This window comes from Rhizobium sp. AAP43 (genome assembly GCF_001296045.1).
Classification (GTDB): Bacteria; Pseudomonadota; Alphaproteobacteria; order Rhizobiales; family Rhizobiaceae; genus Allorhizobium.
In genome coordinates, this window is the sequence record NZ_LJHS01000002.1 from 190,094 (window position 1) to 208,739 (window position 18,646).

The following is an 18,646-nucleotide window of genomic DNA, read 5'->3' on the forward strand; positions in this document are numbered from 1 at the left end:
CATGGACATCACTGGCGCCTGCCAATGCGGCGCGATCCGCTACGCCGCGGAGATAGACCCTGCTCTTATCGGCATTTGCCATTGCACCGACTGCCAGCGTCTCACGGGGTCCGCCTATAGGGTTACGGCCGCATGCCTTCCCGATCAGCTTCGGCTCAAGTCCGGCAGGCCGCGCCGCTATCGCAAGATCGGCGACAGCGGCCAACCGAGCGACCAGTTCTTCTGTGGCGACTGCGGCTCTCCCCTCTGGCGCGAGAGCGCCGACGGGAAGATCGGCATCCGGCTTGGCACGATCGACCAACGACGGGAACTCCGACCCCATCATCAGTCGTGGATGGGGTCGGCCCTGCCCTTCGTCTTCGATATTGGCGCCCTAGAGCGTCATGAAGACAGCTGAAGCAATTCAGCCTGGCACTGCTTTCGGCCAAAGCGCATGGAAATGGTGCACCGGGCCCTGCCCCTTGCCGACCGACAGACGATCTGCATTCCTGACGGCGCCCTGCAGCCATGTCTTGGCCTGCCGCACCGCCTCTTCTTCTCCCTTGCCCTGTGCCAATCCGGCGGCAAGGGCACTGGATAGCGAACATCCCGTCCCATGCGTATTGCGCGTCTCGATGCGCTCTGCCTCCAGCCAGAAAACCTCATCGCCTGCTACCAACACATCCGGGCTCGTTTGTCCGGGCAAGTGCCCTCCTTTGACCAGGACTGCACGCGATCCGAACGTTGTCAGACGCACCGCCTGAGCCTCCATGATCCGCCGGTCGATCGCCTCCGGTTCACCCAGCAGCGCTGCGGCCTCTGGCAGATTGGGGGTCAGCAGGGTTGCCAGCGGCAGAAGGCAGTCCTTCACCGCGCCGACGGCTTCAGGATCAAGCAGCGATGCGCCTCCCTTGGCGACCATCACCGGATCGAGGACGACTGGAATGCCCGGATGGAGTGACAGGACCTCTGCCACCGCACGCGCAATTCCTGCATTGGCGATCATGCCGATCTTCACCGCATCGACCCTCACATCGGCAAAGACCATACGGATCTGCTCTGCGACGAACTGCGGATCCAGGGCCTGCACGGCAGAAACACCACGGGTATTCTGGGCGGTCAGTGCGGTGATCGCCGCCATCCCGTAACAACCGAAAGCGGAAAAGGTCTTGAGGTCGGCTTGAATTCCGGCGCCGCCTGAAGGGTCGGAACCAGCGATGGACAGCACGTTGCGTATGGCGGAATTCGTCGACATGGCGGCATCTCTCTCTGGGGCGAAGGAGATGCCACGGAACGGCACGCAAGAAGCGGCTGAGCCCCGAGCGACTCCCTCCGCCAGCATGATCTGGTTCAGGTTCAAAGGGTGCTTCTCAGCCCGGCTTGCGCCAGACGCCCCTGTCTCTCGAGGGGAAGACTAGATCAACGCAGGCACCCTGTCACCCTCCGTATTGGGCAAACCTTGGGCCCGCAGTCCGGCGTCAAACCATTTGCTGCGGGCGCCTTCCTGGGCTACGTCCGAGGTCCCTTCTCCACGTTCATGCAGGACGACACACTTGACCTCTTCCTCCCCTCGGCTGTTCGACACACATTATCAAGGTTTCCTTTTCGACATGGACGGCACGCTGTTGAACTCGATTGCCGCTGCCGAGCGCGTGTGGAGCCGCTGGGCGCTCCGCCACGGCCTCGACGTCGAGACCTTTCTGCCGACCATGCATGGCAAGCGCGGGATCGATACGATTGCAGCACTCAATCTGCCGGGTATCGACGTGGGGAAGGAAGCGCTGGAGGTCGAGCGCGGCGAGATCGAGGATCTGGACGGCGTGGTTGCCCTGCCGGGTGCCATCGCCTTTCTGCAGTCGCTGCCGCCGGAACGCTGGGCAATCGTCACCTCCGCGCCCTCCGCCTTGGCGCGGGCCCGCATTGGGGCGGCCGGCCTGCCGCAGCCACGCCAGATCGTAACGGCTGAAGATGTGAAAATCGGCAAGCCGGATCCAGCGGGCTACCGCCTAGGTGCGGAGCGCATCGGTTTCGACGCGGCGCAATGCCTGGTGTTCGAGGATGTGCTGGCTGGCGTTCAGGCGGGCGAAGGTGCCGGCGCCGATGTGGTTGTGGTCACGGCCACCCATCAGCATGCGCTTGAGACGCGCTATCCGACGATTTCGGACTATGAGGACCTGCGGATCGAGACCGATCCTCACCGCGGCATGCGGATCATGCGCGTCGGCTGATCGCCGCAAGTCCTAGATGGCCTGAGCGCGGGTGGCAGGCTGACATCGAGCCACCCTGCCACATTTGCCAATCCCAGATCACGCCGCCTTGGCGACGTGATATTCCTTGATGGCAACCATCTTGATCGCCGGATAGCGCTCGCTCTCGTAACGCAGCGAGAACTGGTCCTGCGCCATGAACACCGGATCACCATCGAGATCCCGGCAGATATCGCCGCGACGCTGGGTCATGAACTTTTCCAGATCGTCTTTGTTTTCGGCCGAAATCCAGCGGCAGACCGAGAAACGCGACATTTCGAACGAGACTGGCAGGGTATATTCACCCTGCAGGCGTTCCTTCAAGACATCGAGCTGCAGCGCGCCGACGACGCCGACGATGGCCGGTAAACCGTCTTCCGGCGAGAAGAGCTGCACGACGCCTTCTTCGGCCATCTGCTGTAGGGCTTCCTTCAGCTTCTTCGCCTTCATCGCATCTTCCAGCCGCACGCGGCGCAGGATTTCCGGCGAGAAGTTCGGCACACCCTGGAACACCAGAGCTTCGCCCTCGGTCAGCGTATCGCCGATGCGCAGCGTGCCGTGGTTGGGGATGCCAACCACATCGCCCGCGTAAGCCGTATCTGCCAGCTGGCGCTGCGAGGCAAAGAAGAACTGCGGTGCCGTGAGGCCCATCTGCTTGCCGGTGCGGGCAAGCTTGGCCTTCATGCCGCGTTCGAGCTTGCCGGAGCAGATGCGGGCAAAGGCGATGCGGTCGCGGTGGTTCGGATCCATATTGGCCTGGATCTTGAAGACGAAGGCGGTCATCTTTTCTTCCGAGGCATGGACCGTGCGGATATCGGCCACCTGGTCGCGCGGCGGGGGCGCGAATTCGCCAAGCGCATTGATCAGGTCGCGAACGCCAAAATTGCGGAGCGCCGAGCCAAAGAAGACCGGAGTCATATGGCCTTCGAGGAAGGCCTTGTGGTCGAAGGGGCGGCAAGCTTCCTGCGCCAGCTCCAACTCCTCGACAAATGTTTCCCGCTCGTTTTCCGGCAGATTTTCAGCGACGTTGCGGGGGCTGTTGACCGCGAGCGCCTCGACCTGCTTGTCAGACCCCCGGAAGGTGTTTTCGACCAGATTGTAAGAGCCGCAGAAGCTCTTCGAGCGGCCGACCGGCCAGGTGATCGGGGCGGTATCCAGCGCCAGCTTCTCCTCGACCTCGTCGAGGATCTCGAAGATATCCCGGCTTTCGCGGTCCATCTTGTTGACGAAGGTGATGATCGGGATGTCGCGCATGCGGCAGACTTCAAACAGCTTCAAGGTCCGCGGCTCGATACCTTTGGCGGCGTCGATGACCATGACGGCCGCGTCAACCGCCGTCAGCGTACGATAGGTGTCGTCAGCGAAGTCTTCGTGGCCGGGCGTATCGAGAATATTGAAGACATTGCCTTCATATTCGAAGGTCATCACCGAGGTAACGACCGAAATGCCGCGCTCGCGCTCGATCTTCATCCAGTCCGAGCGGGTCTGGATGCGATCCTTTTTCGCCTTCACTTCGCCGGCAAGCTGGATAGCGCCACCGAACAGCAGCAGCTTTTCGGTGAGCGTCGTCTTACCCGCGTCCGGGTGGGCGATAATAGCGAAGGTGCGGCGGCGGGAGACCGCCTCTGCGAGCGTTTCAGCCATGGTTTTGGAATTCCTTTTGGTCGGCGGTTATCTAGCGTTTCGACGGCCAATATGCAATTGAGCGCGAGAAACAAAGGAATCCGCCATGTCTTCGATCCAAGCCGACATCCTGGGCCCGGTTCTCAAGCTGAAGCGCCTGCCGCATGGCGAGGGCCTTGCCCTTCCGAGCTACGAGACACCAGGAGCCGCCGGCATGGACCTCAGAGCCGCCGTTGAAGATGGCGCGCCGATGACCCTTTCGCCCGGCAAACGCGCGCTGGTGCCGACCGGTCTGATCATGGAAATACCCCAAGGTTTCGAGGCGCAGATCCGCCCTCGCTCCGGCCTCGCCTTCAAGAACGGCGTGACCTGCCTCAACACACCCGGCACCATCGACAGCGATTATCGCGGCGAGGTGAAAGTCCTCCTGGTCAATCTCGGCGACGAGGATTTCGTCATCGATCGAGGGATGCGGATAGCACAGATTGTGATTGCGCCCGTAACGCAAGCGCGGGTCGCAGAGGTCACCGAGACGACCGACACGGCGCGGGGCGCTGGTGGGTTCGGTTCAACTGGCGTTTGAAAGGCGGCCGGGCAGCCACGTTATCCGCTTGGTCAGCACAGCCTAGCGCTGTGCCTCCGTCACCATCCGGATCGCCAGCGCCGCCAGCACCGTGCCCATCAGCCAGCGCTGGACGAGCATCCAGAAGGGGCGTCCGGCGAGAAACAGGGCGATTGAGCCCGCCGTGACTGCAATCATCGCATTGACCGTGACGCTGATGACGATCTGCGTGATGCCGAGGCTCAGCGACTGCAAAAAGACACTGCCGCGTGCCGGATCGACGAATTGCGGCAGCAGTGACACATAGAGGATCGCGACCTTCGGGTTGAGAAGGCTGGTCAGCAGGCCCATGCTGAAGAGTTTCTTCGGACTGTCGATCGGCAGATCTCGCACCTGAAAGGGCGAGCGACCGCCGGGCCTCAAAGCTTGCCAGGCCAACCAGCCGAGATAGAGCGCGCCTGCAAGCTTCAGCGCCTCATAGGCGATGGGTACGGCGAGAAGCAGCACGGTGATGCCGAGTGCGGTCAGCACCATGTAGATGACGAAACCGAGCGCCACACCGCAGAGCGAAACGAGCCCTGCCACCGGGCCCTGGCAGATCGACCGCGAGACCAGATAGATCATGTTGGGGCCGGGCGTCAGCACCATGCCGAGGCAGATCAAGGCAAAGGCGGAAAAAACGGGCAGGCTCAGCACAACACTCTCTCCGCGCAAAGATGAACATTGCTAAGCGCATTGGGCGACCGGCTGCAATTGCGATCGTGTCACCGTTGCAAGTCTTTCACGCGAAGATTAGACATGAGGGAGGTTGGAGGGCGCCCCATGACACTGACGACGATCATCGCCTATTGCGGCGCGCTGTTTATTGCAGCGGCCATTCCCGGCCCCGGCATGACAGCAATCGTGGCGCGGGCGCTCGGCTCCGGCTTCCGGCCAACCTTCTTCATGGGGCTCGGCCTGATCCTTGGCGATCTCGTTTATCTGACGGCCGTTATTCTCGGCCTCGCGGTGCTTGCCAAGACATTTGCCACCGCCTTCCTTGCCCTGAAATTCCTCGGAGCCGCTTATCTCATCTATATCGCCTGGAAGCTGTGGACTGCGGGACTTCTGCCCCAGGATATCAGGGCCGAACGCGCGATGAAGCCTGGCCTGTCCTTCCTATCCGGGCTGCTTGTCACGCTCGGCAATCCGAAGACCATGCTGTTTTACGTGGCGCTGGTGCCGACGCTGATCCCACTCGCCGAAATCCGCCTCGCCGACTACGTGGTTCTTGTCGTGGCGACATTCCTGGTGCTGATGGCGGTACTCCTGCCTTACATTCTGCTGGCGGCCCAGGCGCGCGGTCTGTTGAAGCGTCCGACGGCACTGAAAGCCCTGAACCGCTCTGCCGCCGGCATTCTGGCCGGCACTGCTGCTTATATTGCAACACGCGCGGCCTGATCGCCACCACCCGCCAAAGCCTTGGCAGGAATATACAAATCTAGGACCGATCCGGGGCGTTTTTTCCACTGCCGGGCGGTCGCTTGGAGTGGTTGTGCTGGCGGGGTGTTGGGCGCGCGCCTAAGTTAGACGGCAAAGACATGAGCAAGGGAGAGATACCTATGACCGAGAAGAAACCAGGCCGTGGCCGGATCTATGGTTCAATCACTGAGACAATCGGCGACACGCCGATCGTGCGGCTCGACAAGCTGGCCAAGGAAAAGGGCGTCAAGGCCCATCTCCTCGGCAAGCTCGAATTCTTCAATCCGATTGCTTCGGTGAAGGACCGCATCGGCGTGGCAATGATCGAGAGCCTGGAAGCGCAAGGCAAGATTGTGCCCGGCAAGACCACGCTGATCGAGCCAACCTCCGGCAATACCGGCATCGCACTTGCCTTTGCCGCTGCCGCCAAGGGCTATCGCCTCATCCTCACCATGCCGGAAACCATGTCGATCGAGCGCCGCAAGATGCTGGCACTTCTTGGCGCGGAACTGGTTCTGACCGAAGGCGCCAAGGGCATGAAGGGCGCCATCGCCAAGGCCCAGGAACTGGCCGAGACAACGCCGGATTCCGTCATTCCGCAGCAATTCGAGAACCCGGCCAATCCCGAGATTCACCGCAAGACCACCGCTGAGGAAATCTGGAACGACACCGACGGCGGGATCGATATTCTGGTCTCCGGCATCGGCACCGGCGGCACCATCACCGGCACAGGCCAGGTGCTGAAGAGCCGCAAGCCCGGTCTGCAAATCGTCGCAGTCGAGCCAGCCGACAGTCCAGTCCTTTCCGGCGGCGCTCCGGGCCCGCACAAGATCCAGGGCATCGGTGCCGGTTTTGCACCGGCAATCCTCGATACCGGCGTCTATGACGAGGTTGTTGCCATTACCAATGACGAGGCCTTCGAGACCGCCCGTCTCGTCGCGCGCCTCGAAGGCGTACCCGTTGGCATTTCCTCAGGCGCTGCACTCGCCGCAGCGATCAAGGTCGGCCAGCGGGCGGAAAATGCCGGCAAGACCATCGTCGTGATCATCCCCTCTTTCGCGGAGCGATATCTCTCGACGGCACTGTTTGCGGGCCTCGGCGAGTAATCGATAGCGAGCGGGTATCAGATCTAGCATCTGGTATCCGCTTTAATCCCTACGATTGCGGGGGCCAGAGCAGTAAGGTAAGGCTGGGTCAGATCACGAAAATTTGCTCAGTTGCTCTAGGATCGATGCGCGCACTTCTCCAAGCCTTGCCGGCATTCACCTCCATTGAAGATCGCTTGTCACTGCGCGCCCAAGTTGCGACCTATGTTGCAAGTGTGACTGTGTTTGTCATCGCACTTGCAGTCCGGGCATGGTTCGATCCGGTCTTGCCTGCCGGTTTTCCCTTTCTGACATTTTTTCCAGCGGTCATCCTGTGCGGCTTCGTCTTTGGTGTCCGGCAGGGCCTGCTTGTTGCTACTCTCTCCGGGCTTGCATCCTGGTATTTTTTCATAAGTCCGGGCGAATTTGATTTCTCTGGCGGCACGCTGCTCGCCATGGGTCTTTACCTGTTTGTCGTCATCACCGACCTGACGTTGATCCATCTCGTCATGCAGGCCTACCGCTCGGAATTCACCACACGCCAAGAAATCCAGAGACTGGCCGACCGGCAAGACGTTATGGCGCAGGAACTCGACCATCGCCTCAAGAACATTTTCGCGACGATCAATGCGATCATCAGTCTATCGCTCAAAAATGCGTCTAGCGCCGACGAACTGGCCGCCCGCCTTCGCGAACGGCTCAATGCGCTCGGCCGCTCCAATCTCCTTTTGCGCGGCTTGCGCGACGGCGAGGACGCCTCGCTGCAAAGTGTCATCTTCCAGGCGCTCGAACCGTTCGCCGTTGTCGGTACCTCACGCCTTACTGCCTCTGGCCCACGCATTCCAATCGGTGGCCAGACGGTGGTCGTCTTAAGCCTCATCCTGCATGAGCTTGGAACCAATGCAGCAAAGTATGGTGCGCTCAGTGTCAATAGCGGACATATCCGTCTCGCGTGGCATCTGACGGAGGCGTCAGAGGAAGAACCTGCGGCGCTTGTGATCGAATGGCGGGAAACCGGCGGACCGGAGCCGCAAACTCCCAAACCGGGCGGCGGCGGCTTTGGGTCGATCCTCATGCAACGCGTCATTAGCGGCGTAAAAGGAAAGGCAGAGGTCGCGCTTCCGCCGAGCGGTGCGCTGGTTAAACTGTCACTGCCTCTTGACGCTCTGCGCCCGGCAGAAATCTCCGGCGATCGCATGTGAGCTCCGCTACGCTGACATTGCGAGACCGGCGTATCAGTTATGAAACCCTGAAGAGCCCCCTATCCCAGTTTTTATGACCCGAGCTGGGGCATTCTCAGGCGGCGGCTGCAAGGCGCTCCGAAGCGATCCGATAGGAAATTGCCTCAGCGAGATGAATGCGGCCGAGCGTTTCACTCCCGTCCAGGTCCGCAAGCGTGCGCGCCACTTTTAACACGCGATGATATCCCCGTGCCGAAAAGCGGAATTTCTCCGCCGCATCGCGTAACAGTTGAAGCCCTGCGGCATCGGGCTCGGCGAGCGTCTCGATCAAGGATGTCGAGCAGCGGGCATTGGTGGAAAATGGAAGCCCGAGACGGGCGAAGCGGTCTCTCTGCCGGTCGCGAGCCTCTGCTACTCTCTTTGCCACGGACGCGCTCGATTCCGCCACGCTCGGGCGGATCAGGTCCGTGGCCGTCACAGCCGGCACGTCGATGCGGATATCGATGCGGTCCATCAGTGGCCCGGAAATACGACCCTGATATTCTGTCTGGCAGCGCAGACCGCGAGCACAGACATGTCCGGGTTCGCCCGCCATGCCGCAACGGCATGGGTTCATCGCGGCGATCAGCTGGAAATTGGATGGGTAGGACACACGATGATTGGCGCGTGCGATGATGCACTCGCCAGTCTCCAGCGGCTGGCGCAAGGCATCGAGCACAGGCGGCATAAATTCCGGTAGTTCATCCAGGAAAAGAATGCCGTGATGGGCAAGTGAGGCCTCACCCGGCCGGGCTCTCAGGCCTCCACCAACAAGCGCCGCCATGGTGGCGGAGTGATGCGGCGTGCGAAAAGGCCTGCGGTCCGAAAGCTTGCCACCGGATAACTGTCCGGCGATCGAATGCACCATGGAGACTTCCAGCAGTTCGGCGGCCGATAGAGGCGGCAGGATCGAGGGTAGCCGCGCAGCGAGCATCGACTTTCCCGAGCCAGGTGGTCCCACCATCAGCAGATTGTGGCCACCGGCGGCGGCAACCTCCAGCGCCCGCTTCGCGCTCTCCTGCCCCTTGATGTCGGCCAAATCCGGAAGATTAGCGGCAAGCGCTCGAACAGACGGCTCCGGCCGCGTCAGAACCTGGTGACCACGAAAATGATTGGCGAGCGCAATCAGGCTGCGCGGAGCGAGAATATCGACGTCCGGACCTGCCCAGGCCGCCTCCGAGCCACTATCGCCAGGGCAAATCAGTCCCTTGCCCAGCGCATTGGCGGTAATTGCGGCCGGAAGTGCGCCGGTAATAGCCGCAATGGTTCCATCCAGATTGAGTTCGCCGATGACCAGGTAGCCCGCGAGTGCATCGCCGGGAATTGCCCCGAGGGCCGCCATCAACCCAAGCGCAATCGGCAGATCGAAGTGGGAGCCTTCCTTCGGCAGATCGGCAGGCGCCAGGTTGACTGTCACCCTCTTCGGCGGCAGGGCGAGGCCGGAGGCATGAAGCGCTGCCTGCACCCGTTCACGGCTTTCGGCCACCGCCTTATCCGGCAGGCCGACGATCTGCATGCCGGTCTTTCCCGGCGCCACCATAACCTGAACTTCTACGGGCACGCCCTCAATGCCCTGGAATGCTACCGTACTGACACGCGCCACCATTGCCCGCCCCACCGACTGGATACCCATCGACCAGCACAACTTCATATTGCGTGTATCGACGGACACAATCTTGCATGACGCGAGGCGATTGGCAAGAACATTTGCGGAACACATACACCTATGAGGATGCATCGAGTTGCGCGCGGTTGCAGAGACGGAACGTCCCGAGAACTATGTATCCGCCCTGCTTAGGACGCAGTTGTCTGGCGCTTGCGTTCGATGGCATCCCAGAGGAGGGCCGCAATATCAGCGCCACCGAACTTCTTGACCTCGCGAATGCCGGTCGGCGACGTGACGTTGATCTCGGTCATGTAGTCACCGATAACATCGATGCCGACGAGCAGGAAGCCGCGTTCGCGGAGGGCGGGTCCGATCCGTGCGCAGATCTCGCGCTCGCGCGCCGTCAGTTCCGTCGGCTCTGGCCGACCGCCGGCATGCATGTTCGAGCGCGCATCGTGTTCAGCCGGAACGCGATTGATCGCGCCAACAGGCTCGCCATCGACCAGGATGATGCGTTTGTCACCCTTGCGCACGGCCGGAAGGTAGCCTTGAGCGATAAAGGGCTCGCGGAACATCTGGTTGAACATCTCCATCAGCGAGGAGAAGTTGCGGTCATCACGGGTGGAGTGGAAGACGCCGGCGCCGCCATTGCCGTAAAGCGGCTTCAGGATGATATCGCCCTGCTCTTCCCGGAAGCGCGCGATCTCCGCTGCGTCTCTCGTGATCAGTGTCGGCGGCATCAAATCGGCGAATTCGGTGACGAAGATCTTTTCCGGCGAGTTGCGCACCCAGGCCGGATCGTTGACGACCAGCGTCTTCGGATGGATGCGCTCGAGAAGATGCGTTGCCGTGATATAGGCCATGTCGAAGGGCGGATCCTGGCGCAACAGGATGACATCCATCGTCGAGAGATCGACGCGCTCTGGCTCTCCAAGCGTGAAATGATCGCCCTTGACGTCGCGCAACTGCATCGGCTCGACTGTCGCGAAGACCCTGCCATCGCGCATCGAGAGCCGATCCGGCGTGTAGTGGAAGAGCTTGTAGCCACGGGCCTCAGCCTCCAGACTCATGGCAAAGGTGCTGTCGCCCCCAATATTGATCGTCGATACGTGGTCCATCTGGACCGCGACGTTCCTGATCTCAGCCATGTCTTCATCCCCGTTGAAAGCATGGCAGATTTAGGCGCTGGCTGTGCCGAACGCAACGGCACGGCCCTTTAATTTTGCTGAAGGAAGATCGCGCCTTAGAGTGTCTTTTGTCCTCCGCCGCGCATAGCATTGCGCAGGCGATAGAGGCTTGCGAGGGGACCTGGGAACGGCTTGCGCAGGAATGCAACCTTGCGCACATAGGTCTCGATGCGCCAGGTGGACCAGGTGCCGGCGCGGAAGTAGGCGATATCGCCGGCGCGCAGCAGGCGCTGATTGCCGTCTGCGTCGGTAACATTTACCTCGCCGTCCTGAATGACCACTGTCTCGTCCCAACCGAAATACCAGCGGAACTCACCCGCAGTACAGTCCCACACAGCCGTGGAGCTTGCCTCGTCACCGCTGGTCGAATGCTCGCCGACCCGGGCGAGCGGCGTACCGCGGATGATCCAATCCGGATTGATGGGCGCTGCACGAAAGGCAAGATTGTTGCCATTGGCAGCAATCATCGGCGCATCGGCTTGGGCCTGGCGTTTCGGCTGAGCCAACAGCACAGCGGCCATACCGGCCATCAGAAGTTTGAACGGCATAAGATATCCCCTCGGCAAACCACGGAGGGAAGCTAGCAGCGGCCCCCTAAAACGGCGTTTGGCGGATTGTTAAAATTGAAACAATCCGCCGCTCCGATATTCAGGCAAGAGCAGGCTCAGAAGACATGCCCTGCGCCTGGGGCTCTGCCGCTAAAGCAAGCGTCTGAGGCACCAGGCGTTTCCCATCGCGCGTCGAGAAGAAGTGCAGCCGCTCCGGCGCGATCGACAGGATGAGGCGATCACCCAAGCTGGCAGAAGAGGAGACGACGGCAGTCAGGGGCTGGTCACCAACCAGCCCGTGAACCAGCCGCTGAGCGCCCAGTTCCTCGACATAATCGATCACGAGCTCCAGGCTTCCCTCATCTGCAGTGCCCATGACCAAATCTTCTGCCCGCATCCCGACGCGGACGGGTCCTTCCGGCCAGATACCGGCAAGGGGTATCTCGCTGTCACCGATGATCAGGCGGTCGCCAACGATCTCGCCATCGATCAAGTTCATCGCGGGGGAACCGATGAAGCTCGCGACGAAAGTCGAGGCCGGACGGTTGTAGACCTCCAACGGTGTGCCGATCTGCTCGATCCGGCCACCGTTCAAGACGACGAGGCGGTCGGCCAGCGTCATGGCTTCCAGCTGGTCATGGGTGACGTAGATCGCCGTCGTCTTCAGTCGCTTTTGCAGCTTGCGGATTTCGCCGCGCATGGTGACACGCAGCTTGGCGTCGAGGTTCGACAGCGGCTCATCGAAGAGGAACACGGCCGGCTTGCGCACGATCGCGCGCCCCATAGCGACGCGCTGACGCTGGCCGCCAGAGAGCGCACGCGGTTTGCGGTCAAGATATTTCTCGATCTCCAGCATCTTGGCCGCTTCCGCCACACGGGCAGCGATCTCCGCCTTCGGCGTGCCGCGGTTCTTCAGCCCGTAAGCGAGATTGTCGTAGACCGACATGTGCGGGTAAAGCGCATAGTTCTGGAAGACCATGGCGATATCGCGGTCGGCAGGCTCAACCTCGTTCACCACGCGGTCACCGATCGAGATCGTGCCTTGCGAGATCTCCTCCAGCCCTGCCACCATGCGCAAAAGCGTGGACTTGCCGCAGCCGGAAGGACCGACGAGCACGATAAACTCGCCGTCCGCGATCTGGATATCGACCGTATCGACGGCCTTGGCGCCGCCCTTGTCGTAGATCTTGCAGACCTCGTTGATGTCGATGGACGCCATAGCAGCCCCTCCTCTCACTTGTCGGTTTCTGTCAGGCCCTTGATGAACCAGCTCTGGAACACCACCACAACGATGACGGGGGGCAGGAGTGCGAGCACGGCCATGGCAAAGGCTTCGTTGTAATCGGGGATCTGCGAGCCGACCCAGACCTGCAGGATCTGCTTGATGCCGCGCATCAGGGTGTAGAAGCCCTCATCCGTGGTCATCAGCATGGGCCAGAGATACTGGTTCCAGCCATAGACGAACATGATGATGAAGACGGCCGCGATCATGGTGCGTGAAAGCGGCAGCAGGATATCGATGAAGAACTTGAAGGGACCGGCGCCATCGATGCGGGCCGCCTCAAGGAGTTCGTCTGGGACCGACTTGAAGAACTGACGGAAGAAGAACGTGCCGGTGGCCGATGCCAGAAGCGGCAGGATCAGGCCCTGATAGCTGTTCAGCAGGTGCAGCTCACTCATAACCTTGTAGGTGGGCATGATGCGCACTTCGAGCGGCAGCAGCAGCGTGGTGAAGATCAGCCAGAAGGCAAGGGTTGCAAAGCGGAAGCGGAAATAGACGATGGCATAGGCGGCCAGCATCGAGAGCACGATCTTGCCGATGGCAAAGCCGAGGCCGAGGATCAGCGAATTCATCGCCATGGTCAGACCCGTCACCTGGCCGGTAAAACCGCCGGACTTGAACAAGACCTTCTCGTAGGTCTCGGTGAAATCGTCGCCGACCGACAGCATCAGGCCGTTCGAATGGATCTCGGCCGCGGAATGCGTCGAGGTGGTGAAGGCGACGACCAATGGCCCCAGCATGAAGATGACGCCAGCGATCAGGATCAGGTGGTCGAAGAATTTGGTGCGGTACATAGCGCTCTCCTCAGCCGTAATGAACGCGGCGTTCGATGAAGCGGAACTGGATCATGGTCAGCACCAGAACGACCAGCATCAGGATGACCGACTGGGCCGAGGACGAGCCGAGGTCATTGCCGCGGAAGCCGTCGAGATAGACCTTGTAGACCAGCGTCATTGGATTGTTGGCCGGCTTCTCCTTCACGATGACGTCGATCAGCGCAAAAGTATCGAAGAGCGAATAGGTCATGTTGACAATGAGCAGAAAGAAAGCGGTCGGCGTCAGCAGCGGCAGGATCACCGTCCAGAATCGGCGGAAGCCCGATTTGCAATCGATGGCGGCGGCCTCGCGGATGGAAGCCGGGATGCCCTGCAGGCCGGAAAGGAAGAAGATGAAATTGTAGGGGATCTGGTTCCAGACAGCGACCATCACCATGGCAAGGGCGGTGTCGAAGTAGTTGAGACCGACCTTCATTTCCCAGCCGAACAAGGCGGCAAATCTGACGAAGGGCCCGATATGCTGGTCGAACAGCATCATACCGACAAGGCCGGCAACCGGCGGGGCTATGCCGTAGACTATGATCAGAAGGGTTTTGTAGGCGGATTTCCCACGGATCACTGCGTCAGCCTTTACGGCGAGCAGCATGCCGATGGACAGCGCAAGGAAAGTGACGATCAGGCTGTAGCCAATCGTGAAACGAGCGACCTTCTGGTATTCCGACGAGGTCAGCGCATCGGTGTAGTTCTCGACACCAACGAAGGTCGAGCCGAAGCCGAAGGCATCTTCGATGTAAAAGGACGATGTGATCGCCTGCATCGAGGGCCAGTAGAAGAAGATGGAGATGATCGCGAACTGCGGCAGCAGGAACAGATATGGCAGGTATCGCGAGTTAAATTGGACGCGCTTCATGGTGCCCTCTCAATGCAAGTCCCGGGGGCTTTTCGCCCCCGGGTTTCTCAGTCAGGTCAGGGTGTGGTCGATCAGCCAGCCGTCTTGGCGAAGCGAGCGAGAAGCTCGTCGGCTTCCTTCTTGATCGTTTCCATGGCTTCCTTGGCCGTGGTTTCGCCAGCGAAGAGGCGGTTATACTCGCGCTCCATGATCACGCGGATCTGCGGGTAGAAGCCAAGGCGATAGCCCTTGTTCCACTCGGCAGACGGCAGCTGCAGCTGCTGGATGCCAACTTCGGCAGCAGGCTTCTCGTTGTAGTAGCCTTCCGACTTCGACAGTTCGTAAGCAGCGTTGGTGATGGCAACGTAGCCAGTGGCCTGGTGGTAGAACTTCTGGACGTCGGTCGAGGTCAGGAAGTTGAAGAAGGAGGCCGAGCACTTGTTTTCTTCAGCCGACTTGCCAGCCATTGCGAAGAGGGCAGCGCCACCGATGAAGGAGTGGACGCCAGCGCCTTCGATCGAGTCCCAGTAAGGCAGGAAGGTTGCCGAGAAGGGCATTTTCGCCGTCTTCTGCAGGCCACCGAAGGAACCCGACGAACCGATCCAGAGGGCGGCCTTGCCTTCTTCGAAGACCTTCTGGTTGTCGTTCCAGGCAGCACCGTAGTAGCCAAACAGGCCCTGATCGTACCAAGACTTCAGCTTGTCGTACATCATGACGTGACGCTCGTCGGTCACGTTGATCGTGGTGTCGGCAATGCTGTCATAACCGTTGTTGTTGGAGGCGAACTGGATGTTGTTGCGCGCGAAGAAGTTCTCGGTGAACTGCCAGGTGAGCTGCGCCTGTGCGAGCGGTAGGTAACCTGCTTCCTTCAGCTTCGGCGCGATGGCCTCAAACTCTTCCCAGGTCTTCGGAGCTTCAACGCCAGCCTTTTTCAGGGCTTCGTCATTGATGTACATGATCGGCGCCGAGGAGTTGAACGGCATGCCGACGAACTTGCCATCAGAGTCCGCGTAGAAATAGCGCACGCCCTCGATGAAGGCTTCGCGATTGAATTCGAAGCCGTTATCCTTGAGGAGGTCTTCGGCAGCGATGGTCGCGCCCTTTGCATTGATGATGGTGGCAGCACCGGCATCAAAGACCTGCAGGATGTTGGGCTGCTCGCCCGAACGGAATGCGGCGATGCCGGCCGACAGAGCCTCTTCATAGGTACCCTTGGAAACAGGGGTCAGAACGCACTCGGCCTGGGCAGCGTTGAACTTCTGGGCGATCTCGTTGATGACTTCGCCGTTGCGGCCGCCCATGCCGTGCCACCAGGTGATGTTGGTCGCGGCAAGCGTCGTTGATGCGGTCATGGTCAGGGCCAGAGCGGCCAGGGAAATCTTCTTGATCATGGGACAGATCCTCTCCACCGGTTGTTGCGGTGAGGGCTCCATTAGGCGCGCTCCATGACAGCGCGTTTACTGTTTTGTGACAGTGCCGTCACAAAACGAGGGTTTCACAACTTCAGGATCGAAAGTAAAACGAAGCTAAAATGCATCTTCCAGATGAACGGGCCAGCGCCACGGCCGCACGACGACGATATCATGGCGAAGTGACAGTTTCGCGGCATCCGATTGCCTGCGTAGCCAGTGATCGGCGGCGTTGGCGATCCGCCGTTTCGAACCAGAGCTGACGGCATCGACGCCTGCGAGTACGCTCTTTCGGGCTTTCACTTCGATGAAGGCGACGAGATCGCCACGGCGCGCAATGATATCCACCTCGCCGGCCTTCGTCCGGTAGCGGAAGGCAAGGATACGGTATCCCTTGAGCAGCAGTGAAGCAGCCGCCCGATACTCGGACCAGCGGCCCAGTCGTTCGGCACGGATACGTCTGAGATCCGCGCCGTCTCGCTTCATGCAGCACCCTTGAGCGCCAGAAGCCTCTGATAAAGCTCCTTGCGCGGCAGGCCGGTCAACCTCGCTGCCTCGGTAGCCGCCTTCGCCGTGGGCATGGTCAGAGCCAGCTCAGCGAGCAGGCTGTCGACATCAGCGGCATCCGGAGCGGCTTCGGGCGACGGCGGGCCGATCACCAGCACCACCTCGCCCTTGACCGTCTTGTCCGCATAGTCCGCGGCCAGATCACCAAGCGGACCGCGACGGAATTCTTCGAAGGTCTTTGTCAATTCCCGGCAGACCGATGCGCGGCGTTCTGCACCCAGTTCGTCAGAGGCGGCGACCAGCGTATCGCCAATCCGATGTGGCGATTCAAAGAAGATCAGCGTCGCCGGGACTTTGGCGAGTTCGCGCAGGCGGTCCCGCTTCGCCTTGTCCTTGGTGGGCAGGAAGCCGGCAAAGAGAAAGGCCTCGTTCGGCAGACCTGATCCGACAAGGGCGGCAAGCGGTGCCGAGGCCCCGGGGATCGGCACGACCCGATGGCCGGCCTCGATCGCAAGCTGGCCGAGCCGGTAACCCGGATCGGAGACGAGTGGCGTCCCAGCATCCGAGACCAGTGCCACGGACTTCCCGGCTTCGAGGGCGGCGAGCAGCCGGGCCCCTGCCTCATCGGCATTATGCTCGTGATAGGCGTAAGGGCGGTTCTCTATACCGTAGCGGTCAAGCAGCACCCGCGTCACCCGCGTGTCCTCGCAGGCGAGCACATCGGCACCAGCCAGCGTTTCGAGCGCCCTCAGCGTGATGTCGCCAAGATTGCCGATTGGCGTCGCAACGAGATAAAGCGCCGGCTCCATGGGCCGGGCCGCCACCAATGTATCATTGATGCGGTAACGCTTTGCGGGGACTGGACTTGCCTGGGAATTCTGCTGTTCGATCATGGCGTCTTTATCGTCCACCCCCGTCTCTTCGGCAAGGGCGGCGCTTGTATAAACCATTCCGGCAAGCTCTTCGGTGGACCAAGGTGGAAAACCATGTGGCCTCTTGCATTTCTGGTTCTTTTGCTGCCATTTTGCCCGTCCACATTGTCCGGCCCAGGGCTGGCAGCCTCCTTAGATCCGGACACCCGGAAGACGACATATCGAAAGCGGTAGCGTCCATGCGCATTACTCTTGAACGGTCCAATCTCCTCAAGTCTCTGAACCATGTCCATCGCGTGGTCGAGCGCCGGAACACCATCCCGATCCTCTCCAACGTCCTTCTGAAGGCCGAAGGCGCGGCGCTGGACATGAAGGCGACGGACCTCGATCTGGAAATCACCGAAAGCACGCCGGCGATGGTCGAGCAGGCTGGATCGACGACTGTCCCGGCCCATCTGCTCTACGAAATCGTCCGCAAGCTGCCGGACGGTTCGGAAGTGCTGCTCGCCACCACGCCCGACGGGGCCTCGATGACGGTTGCCTCAGGCCGCTCGAAGTTTTCGCTCCAATGCCTGCCGGAATCGGACTTCCCGGACCTGACGGCTGGAACCTTCACGCATAGCTTCAAGATCAAGGCATCCGACTTCAAGATGCTGATCGAACGCACCCAGTTCGCGATTTCGACCGAAGAGACGCGCTACTATCTGAACGGCATCTTCCTGCACACCATCGAAGCCGGCGGTGCATTGAAGCTCCGGGCCGTCGCAACAGACGGACACCGCCTTGCCCGCGCAGATGTGGACGCCCCCTCGGGCTCCGAAGGCATGCCGGGGATCATTATTCCGCGCAAGACGGTCGGCGAATTGCAGAAGCTGATCGACAATCCCGAACTGATCATCAGCGCCGAAATCTCCGATTCGAAAATCCGCCTTTCAATCGGCTCAATCGTGCTGACGTCGAAGCTCATCGACGGTACCTTCCCAGACTATCAGCGCGTCATTCCGCAGGCCAATGACAAGGAAATGCGCGTCGATTGCCAGACATTTGCCCGCGCCGTCGACCGTGTTTCGACCATTTCGTCCGAGCGCGGTCGCGCGGTAAAGCTGGCCCTTTCGGACGGCCAGCTTCTGCTCACCGTGAACAACCCGGACTCGGGCAGCGCGACCGAAGAAGTGGCGGTCGGCTACGAAAGTGACGCGATGGAGATCGGCTTCAACGCCAAATATCTCCTCGACATCACCGCGCAGCTTTCGGGCGAAGATGCGATCTTCCTTCTCGCTGATGCGGGATCACCAACCCTTATTCGTGACACGGCCGGCGCTGATGCGCTCTATGTTCTGATGCCGATGCGCGTATAAAAAATACGCCATTTTCTTTCCTGCTCGCGCCGCTTG

19 protein-coding genes and 1 riboswitch are annotated in these 18,646 nt (G+C 60.7%); of the genes, 7 read left to right on the plus strand and 12 right to left on the minus strand.

Annotation, left to right across the window (positions count from 1 at the left end; genetic code table 11):
- Position 1 precedes the first annotated feature (1 nt).
- A complete protein-coding gene (locus tag IP76_RS00995; RefSeq protein ID WP_054156301.1) occupies positions 2–397 on the plus strand; it encodes a GFA family protein in 396 nt (131 codons plus the stop codon).
- A gap of 6 nt (positions 398–403) precedes the next feature.
- Here IP76_RS00995 and thiD read toward each other — a convergent pair whose 3' ends face one another.
- Positions 404–1,234: a bifunctional hydroxymethylpyrimidine kinase/phosphomethylpyrimidine kinase gene (thiD, locus tag IP76_RS01000; protein WP_054156432.1), complete on the minus strand. Its 831-nt coding sequence runs from the start codon at positions 1,232–1,234 to the stop codon at positions 404–406.
- 55 nt (positions 1,235–1,289) lie between these two features.
- A riboswitch (TPP riboswitch) is annotated at positions 1,290–1,386 on the minus strand.
- 146 nt (positions 1,387–1,532) lie between these two features.
- On the opposite strand from thiD, the gene IP76_RS01005 reads away from it, so the two are divergent.
- On the plus strand, positions 1,533–2,207 hold the full coding sequence (locus IP76_RS01005) for an HAD-IA family hydrolase (protein WP_054156302.1): 675 nt from the start codon (positions 1,533–1,535) through the stop codon (positions 2,205–2,207).
- Between the two features lie 78 nt (positions 2,208–2,285).
- On the opposite strand, the gene IP76_RS01010 is transcribed toward IP76_RS01005, so the two are convergent.
- Complete coding sequence (locus IP76_RS01010; protein ID WP_054156303.1) at positions 2,286–3,869, minus strand: peptide chain release factor 3; 1,584 nt, start codon at positions 3,867–3,869, stop codon at positions 2,286–2,288.
- A gap of 85 nt (positions 3,870–3,954) precedes the next feature.
- Between IP76_RS01010 and dut the strand changes: the two genes are divergently transcribed.
- Entirely contained in the window at positions 3,955–4,431 is a 477-nt protein-coding gene (dut, locus tag IP76_RS01015; protein ID WP_054156304.1) for a dUTP diphosphatase, read from the plus strand.
- Between the two features lie 42 nt (positions 4,432–4,473).
- Here dut and IP76_RS01020 read toward each other — a convergent pair whose 3' ends face one another.
- On the minus strand, positions 4,474–5,058 hold the full coding sequence (locus IP76_RS01020) for a LysE family translocator (protein ID WP_054156433.1): 585 nt from the start codon (positions 5,056–5,058) through the stop codon (positions 4,474–4,476).
- Between the two features lie 174 nt (positions 5,059–5,232).
- On the opposite strand from IP76_RS01020, the gene IP76_RS01025 reads away from it, so the two are divergent.
- The 3 genes from IP76_RS01025 to IP76_RS01035 all read left to right on the plus strand — a co-directional run bounded on the left by IP76_RS01025 (position 5,233) and on the right by IP76_RS01035 (position 8,158).
- A complete protein-coding gene (locus IP76_RS01025) occupies positions 5,233–5,850 on the plus strand; it encodes a LysE family translocator (RefSeq protein ID WP_054156305.1) in 618 nt (205 codons plus the stop codon).
- A gap of 161 nt (positions 5,851–6,011) precedes the next feature.
- Positions 6,012–6,977 (plus strand): cysteine synthase A, encoded by a 966-nt coding sequence (gene cysK / locus IP76_RS01030; protein WP_054156306.1) that lies wholly within the window; start codon positions 6,012–6,014, stop codon positions 6,975–6,977.
- A gap of 125 nt (positions 6,978–7,102) precedes the next feature.
- Complete coding sequence (locus IP76_RS01035) at positions 7,103–8,158, plus strand: HWE histidine kinase domain-containing protein (RefSeq protein WP_054156307.1); 1,056 nt, start codon at positions 7,103–7,105, stop codon at positions 8,156–8,158.
- 94 nt (positions 8,159–8,252) lie between these two features.
- On the opposite strand, the gene IP76_RS01040 is transcribed toward IP76_RS01035, so the two are convergent.
- From IP76_RS01040 to rsmI, 9 genes are all read right to left on the minus strand, one after another.
- The gene (locus tag IP76_RS01040; protein ID WP_054156434.1) at positions 8,253–9,782 is read right to left on the minus strand and encodes a YifB family Mg chelatase-like AAA ATPase; all 1,530 of its coding nucleotides are present in this window, start codon (positions 9,780–9,782) and stop codon (positions 8,253–8,255) included.
- 188 nt (positions 9,783–9,970) lie between these two features.
- The gene (gene gshB / locus IP76_RS01045) at positions 9,971–10,930 is read right to left on the minus strand and encodes a glutathione synthase (protein ID WP_054156308.1); all 960 of its coding nucleotides are present in this window, start codon (positions 10,928–10,930) and stop codon (positions 9,971–9,973) included.
- Between the two features lie 95 nt (positions 10,931–11,025).
- Entirely contained in the window at positions 11,026–11,436 is a 411-nt protein-coding gene (locus IP76_RS01050; RefSeq protein WP_245281355.1) for a cupin domain-containing protein, read from the minus strand.
- 181 nt (positions 11,437–11,617) lie between these two features.
- The gene (locus IP76_RS01055) at positions 11,618–12,736 is read right to left on the minus strand and encodes a sn-glycerol-3-phosphate import ATP-binding protein UgpC (protein ID WP_054156310.1); all 1,119 of its coding nucleotides are present in this window, start codon (positions 12,734–12,736) and stop codon (positions 11,618–11,620) included.
- Between the two features lie 14 nt (positions 12,737–12,750).
- Complete coding sequence (ugpE, locus tag IP76_RS01060) at positions 12,751–13,593, minus strand: sn-glycerol-3-phosphate ABC transporter permease UgpE (protein ID WP_054156311.1); 843 nt, start codon at positions 13,591–13,593, stop codon at positions 12,751–12,753.
- A gap of 10 nt (positions 13,594–13,603) precedes the next feature.
- Positions 13,604–14,485, minus strand: a complete 882-nt coding sequence (locus IP76_RS01065) for an ABC transporter permease subunit (RefSeq protein WP_054156312.1) — start codon at positions 14,483–14,485, stop codon at positions 13,604–13,606.
- Positions 14,486–14,556: 71 nt separating this feature from the next.
- Positions 14,557–15,855 (minus strand): extracellular solute-binding protein, encoded by a 1,299-nt coding sequence (locus IP76_RS01070; protein WP_054156313.1) that lies wholly within the window; start codon positions 15,853–15,855, stop codon positions 14,557–14,559.
- Positions 15,856–15,990: 135 nt separating this feature from the next.
- Positions 15,991–16,359 (minus strand): YraN family protein, encoded by a 369-nt coding sequence (locus IP76_RS01075; protein WP_054156314.1) that lies wholly within the window; start codon positions 16,357–16,359, stop codon positions 15,991–15,993.
- Positions 16,356–17,273, minus strand: a complete 918-nt coding sequence (gene rsmI, locus IP76_RS01080; RefSeq protein ID WP_054156435.1) for a 16S rRNA (cytidine(1402)-2'-O)-methyltransferase — start codon at positions 17,271–17,273, stop codon at positions 16,356–16,358. The genes IP76_RS01075 and rsmI overlap by 4 nt, the downstream gene beginning before the upstream one ends.
- Before the next feature lie 218 nt (positions 17,274–17,491).
- Here rsmI and dnaN point away from each other — a divergent pair, with 218 nt between their 5' ends.
- Positions 17,492–18,610, plus strand: a complete 1,119-nt coding sequence (gene dnaN, locus IP76_RS01085; RefSeq protein ID WP_054156315.1) for a DNA polymerase III subunit beta — start codon at positions 17,492–17,494, stop codon at positions 18,608–18,610.
- Positions 18,611–18,646: the final 36 nt, after the last annotated feature.

What these genes read in the sequence shown, in the direction of transcription:
- IP76_RS00995 (WP_054156301.1), top strand. Translation starts at nt 2, where the DNA reads ATGGACATCACTGGCGCCTGCCAATGCGGCGCGATCCGCTACGCCGCG.
- thiD (WP_054156432.1), bottom strand. Translation starts at nt 1,234, where the DNA reads ATGTCGACGAATTCCGCCATACGCAACGTGCTGTCCATCGCTGGTTCC.
- IP76_RS01010 (WP_054156303.1), bottom strand. Translation starts at nt 3,869, where the DNA reads ATGGCTGAAACGCTCGCAGAGGCGGTCTCCCGCCGCCGCACCTTCGCT.
- dut (WP_054156304.1), top strand. Translation starts at nt 3,955, where the DNA reads ATGTCTTCGATCCAAGCCGACATCCTGGGCCCGGTTCTCAAGCTGAAG.
- IP76_RS01020 (WP_054156433.1), bottom strand. Translation starts at nt 5,058, where the DNA reads ATGGTGCTGACGCCCGGCCCCAACATGATCTATCTGGTCTCGCGGTCG.
- IP76_RS01025 (WP_054156305.1), top strand. Translation starts at nt 5,233, where the DNA reads ATGACACTGACGACGATCATCGCCTATTGCGGCGCGCTGTTTATTGCA.
- cysK (WP_054156306.1), top strand. Translation starts at nt 6,012, where the DNA reads ATGACCGAGAAGAAACCAGGCCGTGGCCGGATCTATGGTTCAATCACT.
- IP76_RS01035 (WP_054156307.1), top strand. Translation starts at nt 7,103, where the DNA reads ATGCGCGCACTTCTCCAAGCCTTGCCGGCATTCACCTCCATTGAAGAT.
- IP76_RS01040 (WP_054156434.1), bottom strand. Translation starts at nt 9,782, where the DNA reads ATGGTGGCGCGTGTCAGTACGGTAGCATTCCAGGGCATTGAGGGCGTG.
- gshB (WP_054156308.1), bottom strand. Translation starts at nt 10,930, where the DNA reads ATGGCTGAGATCAGGAACGTCGCGGTCCAGATGGACCACGTATCGACG.
- IP76_RS01050 (WP_245281355.1), bottom strand. Translation starts at nt 11,436, where the DNA reads ATGATTGCTGCCAATGGCAACAATCTTGCCTTTCGTGCAGCGCCCATC.
- IP76_RS01055 (WP_054156310.1), bottom strand. Translation starts at nt 12,736, where the DNA reads ATGGCGTCCATCGACATCAACGAGGTCTGCAAGATCTACGACAAGGGC.
- ugpE (WP_054156311.1), bottom strand. Translation starts at nt 13,593, where the DNA reads ATGTACCGCACCAAATTCTTCGACCACCTGATCCTGATCGCTGGCGTC.
- IP76_RS01065 (WP_054156312.1), bottom strand. Translation starts at nt 14,485, where the DNA reads ATGAAGCGCGTCCAATTTAACTCGCGATACCTGCCATATCTGTTCCTG.
- IP76_RS01070 (WP_054156313.1), bottom strand. Translation starts at nt 15,855, where the DNA reads ATGATCAAGAAGATTTCCCTGGCCGCTCTGGCCCTGACCATGACCGCA.
- IP76_RS01075 (WP_054156314.1), bottom strand. Translation starts at nt 16,359, where the DNA reads ATGAAGCGAGACGGCGCGGATCTCAGACGTATCCGTGCCGAACGACTG.
- rsmI (WP_054156435.1), bottom strand. Translation starts at nt 17,273, where the DNA reads ATGATCGAACAGCAGAATTCCCAGGCAAGTCCAGTCCCCGCAAAGCGT.
- dnaN (WP_054156315.1), top strand. Translation starts at nt 17,492, where the DNA reads ATGCGCATTACTCTTGAACGGTCCAATCTCCTCAAGTCTCTGAACCAT.